The 16,166-nt window shown below is 71.8% G+C and carries 12 protein-coding genes and 2 pseudogenes; 8 read left to right on the top strand and 6 right to left on the bottom strand.

Annotation, left to right across the window (positions count from 1 at the left end):
* The coding region (locus tag ACTB72_RS15215; RefSeq protein WP_463037846.1) for a hypothetical protein at positions 1-1,347 on the bottom strand (1,347 nt) is incomplete at its 3' end.
* 488 nt (positions 1,348-1,835) lie between these two features.
* On the opposite strand from ACTB72_RS15215, the gene ACTB72_RS15210 reads away from it, so the two are divergent.
* The 5 genes and pseudogenes from ACTB72_RS15210 (at position 1,836) to ACTB72_RS15190 (ending at position 7,404) form a co-directional block, all read left to right on the top strand.
* Positions 1,836-3,149, top strand: a complete 1,314-nt coding sequence (locus ACTB72_RS15210; RefSeq protein ID WP_463037845.1) for a glycosyltransferase family protein — start codon at positions 1,836-1,838, stop codon at positions 3,147-3,149.
* Between the two features lie 8 nt (positions 3,150-3,157).
* Positions 3,158-4,408 (top strand): annotated as a pseudogene (locus ACTB72_RS15205) (glycosyltransferase); the annotation flags it as partial.
* A gap of 151 nt (positions 4,409-4,559) precedes the next feature.
* Positions 4,560-5,672 carry a glycosyltransferase gene (locus tag ACTB72_RS15200; protein WP_463037844.1) on the top strand — a complete coding sequence of 371 codons (1,113 nt, stop codon included), beginning with the start codon at positions 4,560-4,562 and terminating at the stop codon, positions 5,670-5,672.
* A complete protein-coding gene (locus tag ACTB72_RS15195) occupies positions 5,669-6,259 on the top strand; it encodes a histidine phosphatase family protein (protein WP_463037843.1) in 591 nt (196 codons plus the stop codon). The genes ACTB72_RS15200 and ACTB72_RS15195 overlap by 4 nt, the downstream gene beginning before the upstream one ends.
* Positions 6,256-7,404 (top strand): glycosyltransferase family protein, encoded by a 1,149-nt coding sequence (locus ACTB72_RS15190; RefSeq protein WP_463037842.1) that lies wholly within the window; start codon positions 6,256-6,258, stop codon positions 7,402-7,404. The genes ACTB72_RS15195 and ACTB72_RS15190 overlap by 4 nt, the downstream gene beginning before the upstream one ends.
* Before the next feature lie 98 nt (positions 7,405-7,502).
* Here ACTB72_RS15190 and ACTB72_RS15185 read toward each other — a convergent pair whose 3' ends face one another.
* The 4 genes from ACTB72_RS15185 to ACTB72_RS15170 all read right to left on the bottom strand — a co-directional run bounded on the left by ACTB72_RS15185 (position 7,503) and on the right by ACTB72_RS15170 (position 13,668).
* Positions 7,503-8,720, bottom strand: coding sequence for an ABC transporter permease (locus ACTB72_RS15185; protein ID WP_463037841.1), 1,218 nt, complete (start codon positions 8,718-8,720; stop codon positions 7,503-7,505).
* Complete coding sequence (locus tag ACTB72_RS15180; protein ID WP_463037840.1) at positions 8,717-9,739, bottom strand: ABC transporter permease; 1,023 nt, start codon at positions 9,737-9,739, stop codon at positions 8,717-8,719. Before ACTB72_RS15180 ends, ACTB72_RS15185 begins: the two co-directional genes overlap by 4 nt.
* Positions 9,740-9,883: 144 nt before the next feature.
* Complete coding sequence (locus ACTB72_RS15175) at positions 9,884-11,845, bottom strand: ABC transporter substrate-binding protein (RefSeq protein WP_463037839.1); 1,962 nt, start codon at positions 11,843-11,845, stop codon at positions 9,884-9,886.
* The gene (locus ACTB72_RS15170) at positions 11,842-13,668 is read right to left on the bottom strand and encodes an ABC transporter ATP-binding protein (protein WP_463037847.1); all 1,827 of its coding nucleotides are present in this window, start codon (positions 13,666-13,668) and stop codon (positions 11,842-11,844) included. Before ACTB72_RS15170 ends, ACTB72_RS15175 begins: the two co-directional genes overlap by 4 nt.
* A 310-nt stretch (positions 13,669-13,978) precedes the next feature.
* On the opposite strand from ACTB72_RS15170, the gene ACTB72_RS15165 reads away from it, so the two are divergent.
* A complete protein-coding gene (locus tag ACTB72_RS15165; RefSeq protein WP_463037838.1) occupies positions 13,979-14,464 on the top strand; it encodes a PaaI family thioesterase in 486 nt (161 codons plus the stop codon).
* A gap of 25 nt (positions 14,465-14,489) precedes the next feature.
* Here ACTB72_RS15165 and ACTB72_RS15160 read toward each other — a convergent pair whose 3' ends face one another.
* Positions 14,490-15,194 (bottom strand): glutathione binding-like protein, encoded by a 705-nt coding sequence (locus ACTB72_RS15160; protein WP_463037837.1) that lies wholly within the window; start codon positions 15,192-15,194, stop codon positions 14,490-14,492.
* A 186-nt stretch (positions 15,195-15,380) separates the two neighbouring features.
* On the opposite strand from ACTB72_RS15160, the gene ACTB72_RS15155 reads away from it, so the two are divergent.
* Both ACTB72_RS15155 and ACTB72_RS15150 read left to right on the top strand, forming a co-directional pair.
* Positions 15,381-15,836 carry a hypothetical protein gene (locus ACTB72_RS15155; protein WP_463037836.1) on the top strand — a complete coding sequence of 152 codons (456 nt, stop codon included), beginning with the start codon at positions 15,381-15,383 and terminating at the stop codon, positions 15,834-15,836.
* 24 nt (positions 15,837-15,860) lie between these two features.
* Positions 15,861-15,980 (top strand): annotated as a pseudogene (locus tag ACTB72_RS15150) (RcnB family protein); the annotation flags it as partial.
* Positions 15,981-16,166 lie beyond the last annotated feature (186 nt).

Here is a 16,166-nt window from a genome sequence, read left to right as displayed (position 1 = left end):
CCCGCCGTCGCCGCCGGGCGGCACCTGCGCCGCATCCGCTGCGCGGGCCGCATCCGCCTCCGCCTGCGCCCGGCGCGCGGCGCGCGAGCGGTGGAACAGCTGCTCCACCCCATAGAGCCCCGCCGCCTGGGTCACCAGCGCCAGCAGTAGCGTCAGGAAGGCGCCCGCCAGCAGCGGCACCACCTTGTCGAAGCCCATGACGTAGCGCAGCGCCTCCTCCACCCAGGCGGCGAACAGGTAGAGCGTGAGCACCGGCGCCCAGATCCGCGCGCCCAGCGCCGAGATCCAGGTGCTTTCGTTGATCTTGCGCCCGTGCAGGATCGCGCTCGACACCGCCTCGCGGTTGATCCAGACGAGGGCGAGCGTCCAGACCAGCCCTATGAAGCCCAGCCCGATGGCGTTGAGCCGGAAGAGCTCGACCCCCACCCCCATCTCTTCGAGCCAGTAGGTGTAGCCGCGCGACACCACCGCGTAGCCGGTCAGCCCGGACAGCCACAGATAGAGCCGGCGCGCCTGCGCGTCGGTGATGCGCGGCACCCGGTATTCGGGCAGGTAGGGGCTCAGCGTCATCCGCCAGGCGGTGTCGGCGGCCATGAAGCCCACATAGCTCAGCACGATCAGGCCGGCGGTGGCCTGGGTGGGCGCGTGCTCGGCGAACAGGAAGATGCCGAGACCGAGCGCGATGGCGGAGACGATGACCATGCCCCCGACCGTCATCGCGAAGCGCAGGGCCAGCACCGGCATCTTGCCCGACAGGTCGTCGGTGCGGAACCGGCGCTGGGCGGCGATCATCAGCGGCCGGGCGATGTAGATGCCATAAAGTCCCGCCACCGCGCGCCCGATCAGGATCAGGATGGCGGTGACCAGCGCCACGCCGGCGAAATAGCCGCGATGCCCGTCGGGACTGGCGGCGTCGAGCCGCGCGCCCATGCGGGTGAAACCGTCGCGCGACTCGCTCAACAGCCGCTCCAGCCGCTGGCGGAACACGCTGACATTGCGCGTGGAGCGGCGGAGCATGCTGGGCTCCTCCGTCTGGGCGACGTCGGCGATCAGGCCATAGGTGGCGAGGTCGGGCGGCCGGACCAGGCCGGGCGTGCCCGAGGGGTCGGCCGCCGGGCGCGACATCTGCGGCGGCGCGTCGGAGGTCTCCGGGCTTTTGTCGACGCCGAACAGACGGCCGTAGTCGATCACCTGGGCCTGCGCCGCGCCGACGCCCGCCTCAGGAAGCGGCGCCGCCCAAAGGATCGCGGCCAGCGCCACGAGCGCCAGCGCCCGCAAACAGATCCAGGGACGCAGGCCCGGGCGAGCGGCCCGCCCCTCCTCGGCGACGATGAGAGCGGACCGCATGGACCCGGAGCCTACCCGCGCGCATCGCATCATTCTTCGTCCGCCCTTCCGTCATCTCGGGACAGCATATCGCGCCCGGCCGCCGTCCGCGCAAGAAACCCGCGCGTGACTTTCGCGCAACCCCGGAACGAATACGCGGGCGAGCGCCTTCCGCCGCGGGCCGGCGCAACGGGAGGGCGACGGCTTCGATATCCCCGGACATGGAGCCAAGCGCTTCGCGACACAAGCCTTTCCCGAAGCCAGACCCGCCCGACCGCGCCTCTCCGCCTCCGTTCCCCCGGACCTGCGCCGCGCGCGCGCAGGTCCGGTTTCGCGGCTTTCCCAGCCCGGCGTTTCCGGATAGCGTCGGCAACGGCGTCGATGACGCTTGCGGCAGGTCGGCGGACGCACGCCGGCCGCGCCCACCCGAACGACCGACGCGCCGCCCGCAAAGGCGCGCGCGGAGCCTGGGGATCGAAAGATCGAAGCAACGAGGGCGTAGGCACCACATGACGGCCCCCCAGGACACGACGCCCTCCCCGGACATGACCGCCGCCCCGCTTCCCGGCGCCTCCGCCCCCAAGCCGCGCCGTCGCGACCGCGACCCGGGCCATTCCGACGTGCGGCGCCGCGCGCTGCTCTACAGCCATGACACCTTCGGCCTCGGCCACCTGCGCCGCGCGCGCACCATCGCCTCGGCCCTGACCGAGCGCGACCCCGGCCTCGCCGCCCTGATCCTCACCGGCTCGCCCATCGCCGGGCGCTTCGACTTCCCCGACCGGGTCGACCATGTGCGCCTGCCCGGCGTGGTGAAGCTGGCCGACGGCGACTACGCCTCCCACAATCTCGGCATCTCCATCGAGGAAACCGTCGACCTGCGCGCCGCGATCATCGCGGCCACCGACGCGGCCTTCGCCCCCGGCCTGCTGCTGGTCGACAAGGAAGCCTGGGGCTTCCGCAACGAAATGACCGACGCGCTCGCCGCCGCGCGCGCCCGCGGGACCCGCATCGTGCTCGGCGTGCGCGACGTGCTCGACGACCTGCCTTCGCTCGCGCCCGAATGGAAGCGCAAGGGCCATGTGGAGGCGATCCGGCGCTATTTCGACGAAATCTGGGTCTACGGCCTGCCCGAGATCTGCCGCCCCCTCGACGGGCTCGGCCTGCCCGACGAGGTGCTCGACCGGGTGATCTACACCGGCTATCTGCGCCGCGAAGCGCCGGACTGGCCCGCCGACGTCGGCCTCGCGCCCCCCAACGAGCCCTATATCCTGGTCACCACCGGCGGCGGCGGGGACGGGGAGGGGCTGATCGACTGGACCCTCTCGGCCTACGAATCCGACCCGACCCTCGGCCCGCATGCGGTGATGATCTACGGCCCGTTCCTCAACGCCGAGCGGCGGTCCGAATTCGACCGACGCGCGCTCGCCCTGCGCGGCCGGGTCACCGCGATGAGCTTCGACCCCAGGATCGAGCGCCTGCTGTCGGAGAGCTCGGGCATCATCGCCATGGGCGGCTACAACACGTTCTGCGAGATCCTGAGCCTCGACAAGCCGGCGGTGATCGCGCCCCGCATCCGCCCGCGGCTGGAGCAGTATATCCGCGCCGAAGCGGCGGAGCGGCTGGGCCTGACCCGGATGCTGCACGCGCCGCGCGACGGCTACGGGCCCGAGGCGATGATCGCCGCGATCCGCGGACTCGCGACGCAGCCGCGGCCGTCGCAGATCTCGATCCCCGGCCTGCTCGACGGGCTGGACCGGGTGGCGGAGCGGACCGCCATCGCCTTCGCGCCTTCCGCGCCGCCGCTGGCGAGCCGACTGGCCTGATCGCCGCCATGCCCGATCTCGACCCCCTCGCCGCGCCCGTCGGCCCGGCGCTCGCCGTGGTGGTGAAGGGCTATCCGCGCCTGTCGGAGACCTTCGTGGCGCAGGAGCTGCTGGCGCTGGAGGCGCGCGGCCATGCGTTCGAAATCTGGTCCCTGCGCCATCCCTATGACGACCGCACCCATCCGCTGCATGACCGCATTCGCGCGCGTCCCCGCTACCTGCCCGAATACCTGCATGACGAGCCGCTGCGCGTGCTGCGCGGGGTCGCCGCCGCCGCCCGCCTGCCCGGCTTCGGGGCGACGGCGCGGCAATGGCTGCGCGACCTCGTGCGCGACCGCACCGTCAACCGCATCCGCCGCTTCGGCCAGGCCTGCGTGCTGGCTGCCGAGCTTCCCGTGGGGACCCGGTTCCTCTACGCCCATTTCCTGCACACCCCCGGCTCCGTCGCCCGCTACGCCGCCGACATGCGGGGCCTGGGTTGGGGCGTGTCGGCCCATGCCAAGGACATCTGGACGATCCCGGACTGGGAGAAGCGCGAGAAACTCGCCTCCGCCCGGTTCCTGGTGACCTGCACCGGGTCCGGCGCGGCGCATCTGGCGGGGCTCGCGCCCGATCCGGGCCGGGTGGCGCTGGTCTATCACGGGCTCGACCTTTCGCGCTTTCCCGCCCCGCCGGAGCGGGCGCCCCGCGCCCCCGACGCGCCGCTCAGGATGCTCTCGGTCGGCCGGCTGGTGGCGAAGAAGGGCTATGACGACCTGATCGAGGCGCTGGCCGCCCTCCCCCCCGGCCTAGACTGGCGCTTCCGCCATGTCGGCGGCGGCGAGCTGAAGGACGCGCTTTCCGCCCGGGCCGGGGCCGCCGGCATCGCCGACCGCATCGAGTGGCTTGGAAAACGCGACCAGACCGAGGTGATCGCCGAGATGCGGGCGGCGGATCTCTTCGTCCTCCCTTCGAAAATCGCCGAGGACGGGGACCGTGACGGCCTGCCCAACGTGCTGATGGAGGCGGCGAGCCAGGCGCTGCCGATCCTGACCACCGCCGTCTCCGCCATCCCCGAATTCATCACCGACGGCATGCATGGCGCACTGGTCCCGCCGGGCGATCCGGCCGCGCTCTCCGCCCGCATCGCCGCCATCGCCGCGGCCCGGGAGGCGGCTGCGGCGCAGGCCCGCGCCGCCCGGGCCCGCCTTGTAGCCGAATTCGGGATGGAGGCCGGGATCGACGCGCTCGACGCCCGCCTGATCGCCGCGCTCGGAGACGCCGCCTCGGCCCGAGCGCCCGCGACGCCTCCCGCCGCGCCCGCCCGGGCTGCGCCCGCCGCAATCGCGCCCAAACCGACCGCGCCCAAACCGGCCGCGCCCAACCCGGTCGCGCGATGACCGCCGCCCCCCTCCGCGCCTGACCCCCGCCGTGCCGCCGCCCCGCATCGCCTTCCACGCCCCGATGAAGCCGGCCTCGCACCCGACCCCGTCCGGCGACCGCCGCATCGCCCGGCTGACCCTCCAGGCGCTGGAGCGCGCCGGCTTCGCGCCCTTCGTCGCCTCCGAGCTGCGCAGCCTCGACATGCAGGGCGACCCCGCCCGCCAGGCCGCGCTGATCGCCGCGGGAGAGGCGGAGGCCGCCCGCCTGTTCGCCGAGCTCGCCCCCGCGCCCCCCGCGCTCTGGCTCACCTATCACTGCTACTGGAAGGCCCCCGACCTGGTCGGCCCCGCCGTCGCCCGCGCGCTGCGGATCCCCTACGTGGTCACCGAGCCCATCCTCTCCCCCCGCCGCCGCACCGGCGCTTGGGCGGGTTTCGCCGCGGCGGCGGAGGCGGCGATGGAGCAAGCCGACCTCCTGCTCTGGTCCACCCCCCGCGACCGTCCCGGCCTGTCCCGCCTCTCCCACGCCCGGTTCGCCGAGCTCCCCCCCTTCGTCGATCCCGGCCCCGTGCCCGCCCCCCGCGCGCAAGGCGGCCCCCTGCGCCTGCTCGCCGTCGCGATGATGCGCCCCGGCGACAAGCTCTGCTCCTACGCCCGGCTGGCGGAGGCGCTCGCCGCCCTGCCCGCCTCCGCCCCCGACTGGCGGCTCGACATTCTCGGCGACGGCGCGGCGCGGGCGGAGGTCGAAGCGCTCTTCGCCCCCCTCGCCCCCCGCATCCATTTCCACGGGGCCGTCGCCGATCCCGCGCAGACCCGCGCGGCGATGGAGGCCGCGGACCTCCTGCCCTGGCCTGGCGTCGGCGAGGGGTTTGGAATGGTCTACCTCGAGGCGCAGGCCGCCGGCCTCCCCTGCCTCGCCGAAAACCGCCCCGGCCCGGCCCATGTCCTCGTCCCGCCCGAGGCCGGAGGGCTCCCCCTCCCCGACCCCGACGCGCCCGGCGCCTATGCCGCCGCGCTGGCCGCCGTGCTCTCCGCCCCCCCGGGGCTGGCACGTGCGCGCACCGCCGCCCGCGCCCATCTGATCGCCCGCCACGGGCTCTCCGCCGCCGCCGCGCGCCTCCGCGCCCTCCTCCTCCCCCTGATCGAAGGCGCCCCAAGATGACCGTCCCGTTCGAAATCGGCCTCCTGCGCCACTTCCCCACCGGGTGGAACGAGGCCGGCCGCCTGCAGGGGCGCACCGACATCCCCCTCTCCGCCGCCTCGCGCGCGGCGCTGACCGGCGTCGCCCTGCCGCCGCGCTGGCGTGGCCTGCCGGTGGTCTGCTCGCCGCTCGGCCGGGCGATGGAGACCGCGCGCGCGCTCGCCGGCGACGCGCCGATCCGCTTCGACCCGCGGCTGGTGGAGAGCAGCATGGGCGAATGGGAGGGCGCGATCGGCGCCGATCTGCTCGCCGACCCCGCCTGCCCCTATCGCCCGGTCGAGGACTGGGGCTGGGATTTCCAGCCCCCCGGCGGCGAGAGCCCGGCGATGGTCGCGACCCGCGCCGCGGCGGTGCTGTCGGAACTGGACGGTCCGGCGCTGATCGTGTGCCATCGCGGCGTGATGCGGGCGCTGCTGGCGTTGGCCACCGGCTGGGCATATCGCGGCCCGGAGCCGTTCCGGATCAAGCGCGCCGCCGTGCACCCGGTGACGATGGTCGCGGGCCGCCCCGCCGCCGTCGGAAAGCCCGAAAAGCTGGTCCCGAAATGACCCGCCCGCGGATCGCCTACCTGGTCACGCACCTGATGGGCTCCGGCCACCTGGTCCGCACGCTGGCGCTGGCCCGGGCGGCGGCGGAGGCAGGGGCCGAGACGCTGGTGATCTCCGGCGGCCGCCCCCTTGCGCATGTGGACGCGGCCGGGGTCGATCTGCGCCAGCTGCCGCCGCTGATGTCCGACGGTCTCGACTATCGCAACCTGCGGCGCGCCGACGGCGCCCCCGCCGGCCCCGAGGACTATGCCGACCGTCGCGCCCGCATCGCAGCGATCCTGAGAAACGCCGTCCCCGACGCGCTGGTGGCGGAGCTGCACCCCTTCGGACGCCGCAGCCTCGCCCCCGAATTCGAGACGGCGCTTGAGGCGATGCCGCCGGGCGCGCCAGCCTATGTCTCGATCCGCGACGTGCTGGAGCCGCCCTCGGCGCCTGGGCGCGTGGCGCGCACCGTCGCCGCCCTCGCCCCGTTCCGCGCGGTGTTCGTGCATGGCGACCCCGCCGCGATCCCGCTGGAGGCGAGCTGGCCTGGCCCCGACGGCGGACCCGCGCCCACCGGCCTGCCGCTGCGCTACACCGGCTATGTCTGCGCCCCGCCCCCGTCCGCCTCGCCCCCCGCCTCGCCCCCCGTCTCGCTCGGCGGCCCCGGCCGCGGCGAGGTGCTGGTCGCCACCGGCGGCGGCGCCATCGGGCGGGCTTTGCTGGAGATGGCGGCGCGGGCCGCCGCCCTGTCCCCGCTGCCCTGGCGCCTGCTGGTCGGCGGCGCAGATGCGGCGGCGGAATCCGCCCGGCTCGCCGCGCTCGGCCCCGTCACGGCGGAACCCGCCCGGCCCGACTACCGCGACATGATGGCCCGCGCCGCCGTCTCCGTCAGCCTCGCCGGCTACAACACGGCGGTGGAGGCGGCGCTGTCGCCCACCCCCGCCCTGCTGGTCCCGATGGAAGAGGGCGGCGAGCGCGAACAGCTGATCCGGGCGCAGGCTTTCGCGAACCTCCCGGGCCTCGCCGCCGCCCGCATCGGAGACCTCACGCCGCAGGGCCTCGCCGACCGGGTCGCGGCGCTGGCCGTGGGCCCCCGCATCGCCGCCCCCCTGCGCGCCGACGGGGCCGCGGAAACCGCGCGGATGATCCTCGCCGACCTCTGAGCCCGGCCCCGGTCCCGCAAGCGCCTCCGCCGCAACGCCGCGCGGGCGCCTCGCGGCAACCCAAGGGACGGCCGTCGCGCGGCTCCCCTCGCCGGGGTTCAGGAATAGGGGTCGAGCGCGTCGCGAAGCCCGTCGCCCAGAAAGTTGAAGGCCAGCACAACCAGGATCACCGGGATCATCGGGGCCAGCAGCCACGGATAGATCTCCACCGCCGTCAGATCCAGCGCGTCGTTGAGCATCAGCCCCCAGCTCACCGCCGGCGGCCGCAAGCCGAGGCCGAGCAGCGACAAGGCCGTCTCGCCCAGGATCATCGTCGGGATCGACAGCGTCGCCGAGGCCACCAGATGCGACATGAAATTCGGCATCATGTGGCTCGCCACGATTCGACTGGTGGAGGCGCCCATCAGCTCCGCCGCCCGCACGTAGTCTTCTTCCCGCAGCGACAGGAATTTGGAGCGCACCGCGCGCGCCAGCCCCGGCCAGTCCAGCAGCCCCAGAATCACCGAAATCATGAAGAACACCGCCACCGGCCCCCAGTTGGCGGGGATCGCCGCCGACAGCGCCAGCCAGATCGGCAGTTCCGGCATCGAGCGGATGATCTCGATCGAGCGCTGCACGCACGCGTCCAGCCACCCGCCGAAATACCCCGCGAAGCCGCCCAGCACCATGCCGATGCCGAAACTGATGGTCACCCCGATCAGCCCCACGGTCAGCGACAGCTGCGCCCCGTGCAGCACGCGCGAGAACAGGTCCCGCCCCAGCCGGTCCGCGCCGATCAGGTAGAAATCCGAGCCCTCGGGCGGGCACAGCAGCCGGAAGCTGGTGTCGAAGAGGCCCAGAAGCGTCCAGGTGTCGCCGCAGAAGCTCAGCCAGCGCACCGGGCGCGGATCGGAATAATCCGCGGTGAAGCGCGGCTGGAAGGTCGCCATGTCGATCTCGGAGACCGTCGGATAGGTCACCATGAAATGCCCGGCCTCGAAGAAGCTCACCTCCTGCGGGGGCGCGTAGATCGCGTCGGTGTTGCGGGCCTGCGGCGCATAGGGCGCGAAGAACCCCGCCACCGGCAGCATCAGATACATCATCAGCAGGAACAGGCCCGAGATCACCGCCAGCTTGTTGCGGGTGAACCGCCGCCAGATCAGCGTGGTGGTCGAGGCGTCGAGGTCTTTGCGGTCCAGCGCCTGAAGGTCGCTTTCGGCGTCCCAGGGCTCCTCCGAGATCCAGTGCCCCGGCCGCCCGCCCAGATCGCCGCCCTCGCCCCCGCCCAGCGCATGGGGGTCGCCGGCCAGCCGGTCGGACTCGCGCTCATCGGTCATCGCCGCCTCCCCGAGAAGCGGATCCGCGGGTCGAGCACCGCCAGCAGCAGGTCCGACACCAGCATCCCCGCCAGCGTCAGCACCGAGACGAAGAGCAGGATGAACCCCGAGAGGAAATAGTCCTGGCTGCGCAGCGCCGACAGCAGGATCGGCCCGATGGTCTGCAGCCCCATCACCAGCGACACCAGCACCGATCCGGAGACGAGGCTCGGCAGCAGGTTGCCGATATCGGCGACGAACGGGTTCAGCGCCATGCGCAGCGGGTATTTCACCACCGTCTGCACCCGCCCCACCCCCTTGGCCTGCGCCGTCGTGACGTAAGGCTTGCCCAGCTCGTCGAGCAGGTTGGCCCGCAGCCGGCGCACCATCGCCGCCATGCCCGAGGTGCCGATGACGATGATCGGCACCAGCATGTGCACAAGGATGTCGCCCAGCTTCTCGAAGCTCATCGGCTGGTCGGAATATTCCTTGCCCATCAGGCCGCCCACCGGCAGTCCGAACCATTGCGCGCCCTTGTGGTAGAGGATCAGCGCCAGCAGGAAATTCGGCGTGGCCAGCCCGATATAGCCCACGAAGGTCGCCAGATAGTCGACCCAGGTGTTGGCCTTCACCGCCGCGATCGCCCCCAGCGGCAGCGCCACCACGTAGACGAAGACGATGGCGAAGGCGTTGAGCGCGATGGTCATCCACAGCGCCTCGCCCACCACCTCGCCCACCGGCTTGTCGAGCTCGAACGACCAGCCCAGATCCCCCTGGAGGATGCCCGAGAACCCGTGCGGCCCCGGCCAGAACCCCATCCAGATCAGGTATTGCTCCCACATCGGACGGTCGAGCGCGTATTCCTGCATCAGGAACCGGGCCTTGGACACCGACGCCGCCTCTCCCGAGGCCTGGAGCTGCTGGATCTGGTTGGTCAGCACGTCGCCGGGCGGCAGGTTGACGATCCAGAAGATCAGGATCGAGACCAGCAGCAGGGTCCAGATCATCGTCCAGAAGCGGCGGATGGCGTAGCCGAGCATGAGTTCAGCCCCTCCCGCGGCGCGAGCGGAGCGAAACGCCAGATGGGATGGCGGGCGGGGCGACGGCCGCAGGCCGAGCGTCCGTCCCGGCATCCCGGGCGAAGCGCCGCGGCGACGCGGCGGGCGGAAGGCGGGGGGCGCAGGTCACGGGCTGAAAAAGAACTCGTCCATGCGATGCACGCCCATATGGGCGCCCGGATCCCAGGTCCACACCGCCTGCTTGGGCACGTTATGCAGCTGGTTCGACACGATGATCGGCTGCGGCGCGGCCGAAACCAGGCCGATGGCGAAGACCTGGTCGGCATGGATGTCGAGCATCTCGTTCCACGCCGCCGCGCGCCCGGCCTCGTCGGGCGCATCGGTCCAGGCCTTGTGCAGCTCCAGCAGCCGTTTCGCCTCGGGGATCGCCGGCGGCTCTCCGGCCAGGCCGCGGGTCTGGAAATGCTGCCCCCACATCGGCCAGGAGAAATTGGCCTGATCCACGGGGGCGAGGTCGTCCGGCGGCGTCTCCGGCGTCGGGATGCCGTTGTTCCAGCCATACCAGACCGGCATCATCGCCGCCCCCTGATAGGCCGAGTTGCGCAGGATGTCCCGGTCGAGCGGCCGGTAGACCAGCTTGACCCCGATCTCCCGCCAGCTTTCGGCCACCAGCTCCAGCGCGTCGGATTCCGCGTTCCGCTCGCCGGCGCTCTCGACCACGATCTCCAGCCGCCGACCGTCGGGCAGCAGCCTGGTGCCGTCGCCGTCGCGCTGGCCGAGGCCCAGCCCGTCCAGAATCGCCGAGGCCTTGTCGGGATCGTAATTCGCCCAGGCATGGGCGCGGGCGTCGGTGTAGAACGGGCTGCGCTCCAGCGGCGCCACCGCGCGCTCCTTCGCGAGCCCGTAATAGAGCGACTTGTTGATCGCCTTGCGGTCCACCGCCAGCGACAGGGCGCGGCGGAAATCGGCGGTGCGGAACAGGTCGCGGAACGCCTCGTCCTCATAGTTGAGGTTGGGATAGAGCGCGATCTCCGCCCCCGCGCCGTTCAGCCACAGATAGGTCGAATAGTCGCCCGTCGCCTCGCCCTTCTTGAGCACCGGCGCATCCGAGAAAGTCAGCGAGCGCACCTGCAGGTCGCTTTCGCCCAGCGTGACCTTGGACGCGACGAGGCCGCCGGCCGCGATCTCCGCCTCGACCTTGTCGGCGTAGGGCAGCTGCACGCCCTTCGCGTCGACGCGGTGATAGAACGGGTTGCGGGTCAGGATGTAGCGCTGGCCGTTCGACTCCGACCGGTTGATCCAGGGCTGCAGGGTCGGCAGCTCCGGATTGTCGAAGTTGTACATGTTGTCCATCTTGTTGTGGAGCTGCGCCCAGTTGCGCGACTTGGTGCGCCGCATCAGGTCGGCGAGCTTGTCCACATCCGCGTATTTCGCGTGATAGGCCTTCATGTAATGCGACGGCCGATAGATGAACGGCGGCCGCGCATCGGCCAGCGCCGGCAGGAAACGCGGGTTGGGCGACGGCCATTCGAAGCGGATCTCGGTCTCCGACGCGATGGCGACCCTGGCCGGCTGGCCTTCGACGATCATCAGCTCGGGCGGGCCGGAGGGGGAGAGCTCGGGGTTGTTGGCCACGTCCTCCCACCAGTAGCGGAAATCCTCGGTGGTGAACGGCGCCCCGTCGGACCATTTGTGGCCCTTGCGCAGATGCAGGGTGAAGATCCGCCCGTCCTCCACCTCCACCGCGCGCAGGATGTCGGGGGCGAGCACGTAGTCCTGGGTCCAGCCCACCAGCCGGGCGTAGCCGTAGACCACCATGTAGCGGATATCGCGCGAGCGGGTGAAGATGGTGCGGATCGTGCCGCCCTGCGTGCCGAAATCCCGGCCCTTGGCTTCGAGGTCGACGATCAGCGGCTCGGACGGGACCCGCCCGGCCGCCGGGGGCAGCGCGCCGCTGGCCACGGCCTCGGCCAGCGCCGGGCTTTCCTGCACCTCGACCTGGGCCATGACCCGCTCGGGCGCGCCCAGCGCCAGCGCCAGCGCCGCGAGCCCCGCCAGCGCCGCGAGGCGAAGGCGCCGTCCCGGGCGAGGGCGATCGTGGCGTGAAGGGCGGAGAAACAGGGTCATGCGGCGCACCTTACGAAATGTCCGGGGGCGACTTCCAGCAGGCCCGGGGCCGCGTCGCCCGAATAGGCGAACGGCTCGGGCCAGGTGTCGGGCGCGCCGGCCCCGCGCGCCACGGCCGCCAGATCAAGCCGACGGCTGAGGTCGGGCTCCGGCGACGCGGCGATCAGGGCGCGAGTATAGGGATGTTGCGGGTTTTCGAACAGCAATGTCGCCGGCCCCTGCTCCACGATCCGGCCGCGGCGCATCACCGCCACCCGGTCCGCGAGATCGGCGACGACCGTCAGGTCATGGGAGATGAACAGATAGCTCAGCCCCATCTCGTCGCGCAGCTCCTTGAGCAGCGCCAGCACCTGCGCCTGCACCGAGACGTCGAGCGCGGAGGTCGGCTCGTCGCAGACCAGCAGCTCCGGCTCCAGCATCAGCGCCCGCGCGATGGAGATGCGCTGCCGCTGCCCGCCGGAGAAGGCATGGGGGAAGCGGCTGAGGTGCTCGGGGGAAAGGCCGACCTTGCGCATCATCTCGGCGGCGCGCTCGCGACGCTCGCGGTCGGCGCCGCGATCGTGGACGCGCAGCGGCTCGGTCAGGATGTCCATCACCGCCATGCGCGGGCTGAGGGAGGCGTAGGGGTCCTGGAACACGATCTGGACCCGGGCGCGGAACGCCTTCAGCGCGGCGCCGCGCAAAGCGGTCACGTCCACCACCTGCCCGTCGGCGCCCTTGAAGCCGACCTCGGCGCCGGCATCGGGCTCCTCCGCCCGCAGCATCAGCTTGGCGATGGTGGATTTGCCCGAGCCGCTTTCCCCGACCACGGCCAGGGTCTCGCCCCGTCCGACGGCGAGCGCCACGTCCTGCACCGCCTTGATCGACGGGGCCGGGGCGCCGAAGCCGGACCGGCGGCCCTCATAGGTCTTCGACAGGCCGCGCGCCCAGAAGATCGGGTCGGGCGCCCCGCCGTGATGCACGGGCTTGCCCACCGGCAGCTCCGGCGCAGCCGCGATCAGGGCGCGGGTGTAGCCATGGCCGGGATGTTCGAGGATGTCGGCGGTCGACCCCGTCTCCACCACCCGTCCCTTGCGCATCACCACCACGCGGTCTGCCATGTTGGCCACCACGCCGAGGTCATGGGTCACCAGGATCACCGCGAGCCCCAGATCCGCCTGCAGCCGCTTGATCAGGTCGAGCACCTGGGCCTGGGTGGTCACGTCGAGCGCCGTGGTCGGCTCGTCGGCGATCATCAGGTCCGGCCCGCAGACCAGCGCCATCGCGATCATCGCCCGCTGGCGCAGCCCGCCCGACAGCTCGAACGGATAGGCGCCGTAGGCGCGCTCGGGATCCGGGAAGCCCACCTGGTCGAAGACCTCGAGGCAGCGGGCCTTCGCCGCCGCCCCGCGCAGGGGGGTGTGCAGGCGCACCGCCTCCAGCGTCTGGTCGCCGATGGTGTGCAGCGGCGACAGCGAGCTCATCGGCTCCTGAAAGATCATCGAAATCCGCCCGCCGCGCACCTTGCGCATGTCCGACCGGCTGAGCGACAGCAGATCGCGCGGGGTCTCGCCCGCGCGCCCGCAGAACATCGCGGTCCCCGAGGACACATGCGCGCCCTTGGGCAGGATGCGCAGCAGGGCCTTGCCCGACACGGTCTTGCCCGAGCCGCTTTCGCCGACGATGGCCAGCGTCTCGCCGCGGTTGAGATGAAAATCGACGCCGGACACGACCTCGATGCCGGTGCGGCGGTCGCCGAAGCGCACGCCCAGGCCCCGAACCTCGAGCAACGGAACCGACGACGCCGCCTCCGCGCGCTCATGAGCGCGCGTTTCGATCCGCATCGCGCGGTCGGACGCCATCACCGTCCCGCCCCCAAGCCGTTCTCCCCTCGATCCGGCGCGCTCCGAAGTCACCCGAAAGCCCCCCGTGAAAGACGTCGGCGGAGCCTCGGAGCGCAGGTCGCGAGCATGTCGCGCCGGCGACGGGAGGGCAACCGCTTTCGATTCATTTTCCGGCCGTCAGGACAAGCGATGGCAGGGCGCGCGGCCCGGGGCGGCGCGTCCCGCATCACGCCGCGACAAGGCCGCCGGTTGACCCAACGGGCGCGCCGCGGCCTGATCGCCCTGCCCGAGACGCCTGCCAGGAACCCGCATGACCGCCGAAATCACCGTCGACGCCCCCACCGAAAATCCCTTCGCGAGCCGCACGCCCTCGCCCGCCTCGCAGCTGCTCGGCTGGACTTTCGTCGCCTATGACCGCGAGGCGATGACCCTGCGCCTCGCCTTCGACGGCAAGCCGGAGTTCCGCAACCCCGCCGGCGTCATCCAGGGCGGCATCCTGACCGCGATGATCGACGACACCTTCGGCCCGCTGGTCGGGGCCGCCACCGGCCGCTTCGGGGTGACGGTGGACATCACCACCCAGTTCCTGCGCGGCGTGCGCCCCGGCCCCCTGACCACCGAGGCCCGGCTCCTGCGCCGCGGCCGCTCGGTCCTGTTCCTCGAGGGCGACCTGCGCGATTCCGACGGCACGCTCTGCGTGCGCTGCACCGCCAGTTTCTTCATCCCCGAGAAAGACCCGCGCCCCCACCCGACGCCGCTCGCCGGGAGCCCCGCCGAACCGGCGCCCGAGGCCTGAGCCCGGCCTGATCCCGGCTCAGGCCCTACCGCCCCGGCTGGCCGTAGAGCACCTTGCTCGCCCCCGCGGCGGGCGCCCCGCGCAGCTCGATCGCGAGGTTGCGGCCCTTGTCCACCGCGGGCCGGGCCGCCAGCCGCTCCAGCCACGCGGCCATCCGCGGGGTCTTGGCCAGATCCTGCTCCTGCTTCTCCCACAGGCTCGCCCACGGAAAAATCGCCATGTCGGCGATGGAGTAGAAGTCGCCCGCCACATAATCCCGGTCCGCCAGCCGCGTCTCCAGCACGCCGTAAAGCCGTGCGACCTCGTTGCGGTAGCGCGTCTGGGCGTAGGGCAGCACCTGCGGCGGATCCATCGCCGGGGCGGCGGCGAGGAAATGATGCGCCTGCCCCGCCATCGGCCCGACGCCGCCCATCTGCCACATCAGCCACTGGTCGACCTCGACGCGGTCCCGCTCGGTCTCGCCATAAAACTTGCCGGTCTTGCGGGCGAGATATTGCAGGATCGCCCCGCTCTCGAACACCGAGATGGGCGCCCCGTCCGGCCCTTCCGGATCGACGATCGCCGGCATCCGGTTGTTGGGCGAGAGCTTGAGGAAATCCGGGGCGAACTGCTCCCCCTTGCCGATGTTCACCAGGCGGAGGTCGTAGGGCAGCCCCATCTCCTCCAGCGCGATGGAGATCTTCCAGCCGTTGGGCGTGGGCCAGTACCAGAGTTCGATCGGAGCGGTCATGCGGGCGTCCTGTGTGGTCGATCACAGGTGGGTGGATTGGCGGGAGAGCGCAATGGCGGCTGGTCGCGCAGCCGAAAAACCTGACACCCCCGTTCAGGCCGAGTTCATCCCCCGCGACGGATTTTGAGCCATGATTAACGGGCCGGATCCGGTTTTCCGTCGCCGACCCTCAGCAGGAGAGTGATCATGAACCGCTTTACCAAGGCCGCGGCGGTCGGACTGGTGCTGGCGCTGGCCGCCCCCATGGCCGCCGAGGCCCAGAACCGCGGCGATCGGCGCGAGAACCGGCGCGACTATCGGGAGGACCGCCGTGACGATCGCCGCGACTTCCGACAGGAGCGCAGGAATGATCGTCGGGACTGGCGCCAGGGCGACTACGACAACCGTCGTGAATTCCGTCAGGACCGGCGCGACGACCGACGCGACTTCCGCTACGAGCGCCGCGATGACCGTCGGGACTTCCGCCGCGACCAGCGTTGGGACCGCAACAACCGCGACTGGTGGCGCGGCCGCAACGACTTCCGCGACTACCGCGGCGCGCGCAACGGCTACTGGTATGCTCCCAGCTACGGCTACTATCGGGTCGAGCCGCGCTATTACAGCCAGCGCTGGCAGCGCGGCCACTACCTGCCCGCCAGCTAACGCAACAACTAAGTCCGGGACCCCTATGTTTACGGCCTGCGTCCAGCCCCGCGCGGCTATCGCTATGTCCACGCCGGCAATGACATCGTCCTGGTCGCCATCGCCACCGGCCTGATCGCCAGCGTTCTGTCGGGCGTCTTCTAGGGCCCGACCCCGGCCGCCGACCAACGCCTCGCGAGCTCCGGCTCGCGGGGCGTTTTTTCTTGTCCGTGACCGAATGGATCCTGCCGATCCGTTCAGTCACGGTTCATGATGACAGCGCGACCTTGGCGGCAAGCCGTCTGACAGGGGCGTGCGGGGAAGAAGTTCAGAATGAAACGCTCATTGATG

This window comes from Albimonas sp. (assembly GCF_055129145.1).
The sequence above is the reverse complement of the archived record's forward strand: the minus strand, read 5'-3'. Positions and strand labels throughout refer to the sequence as shown.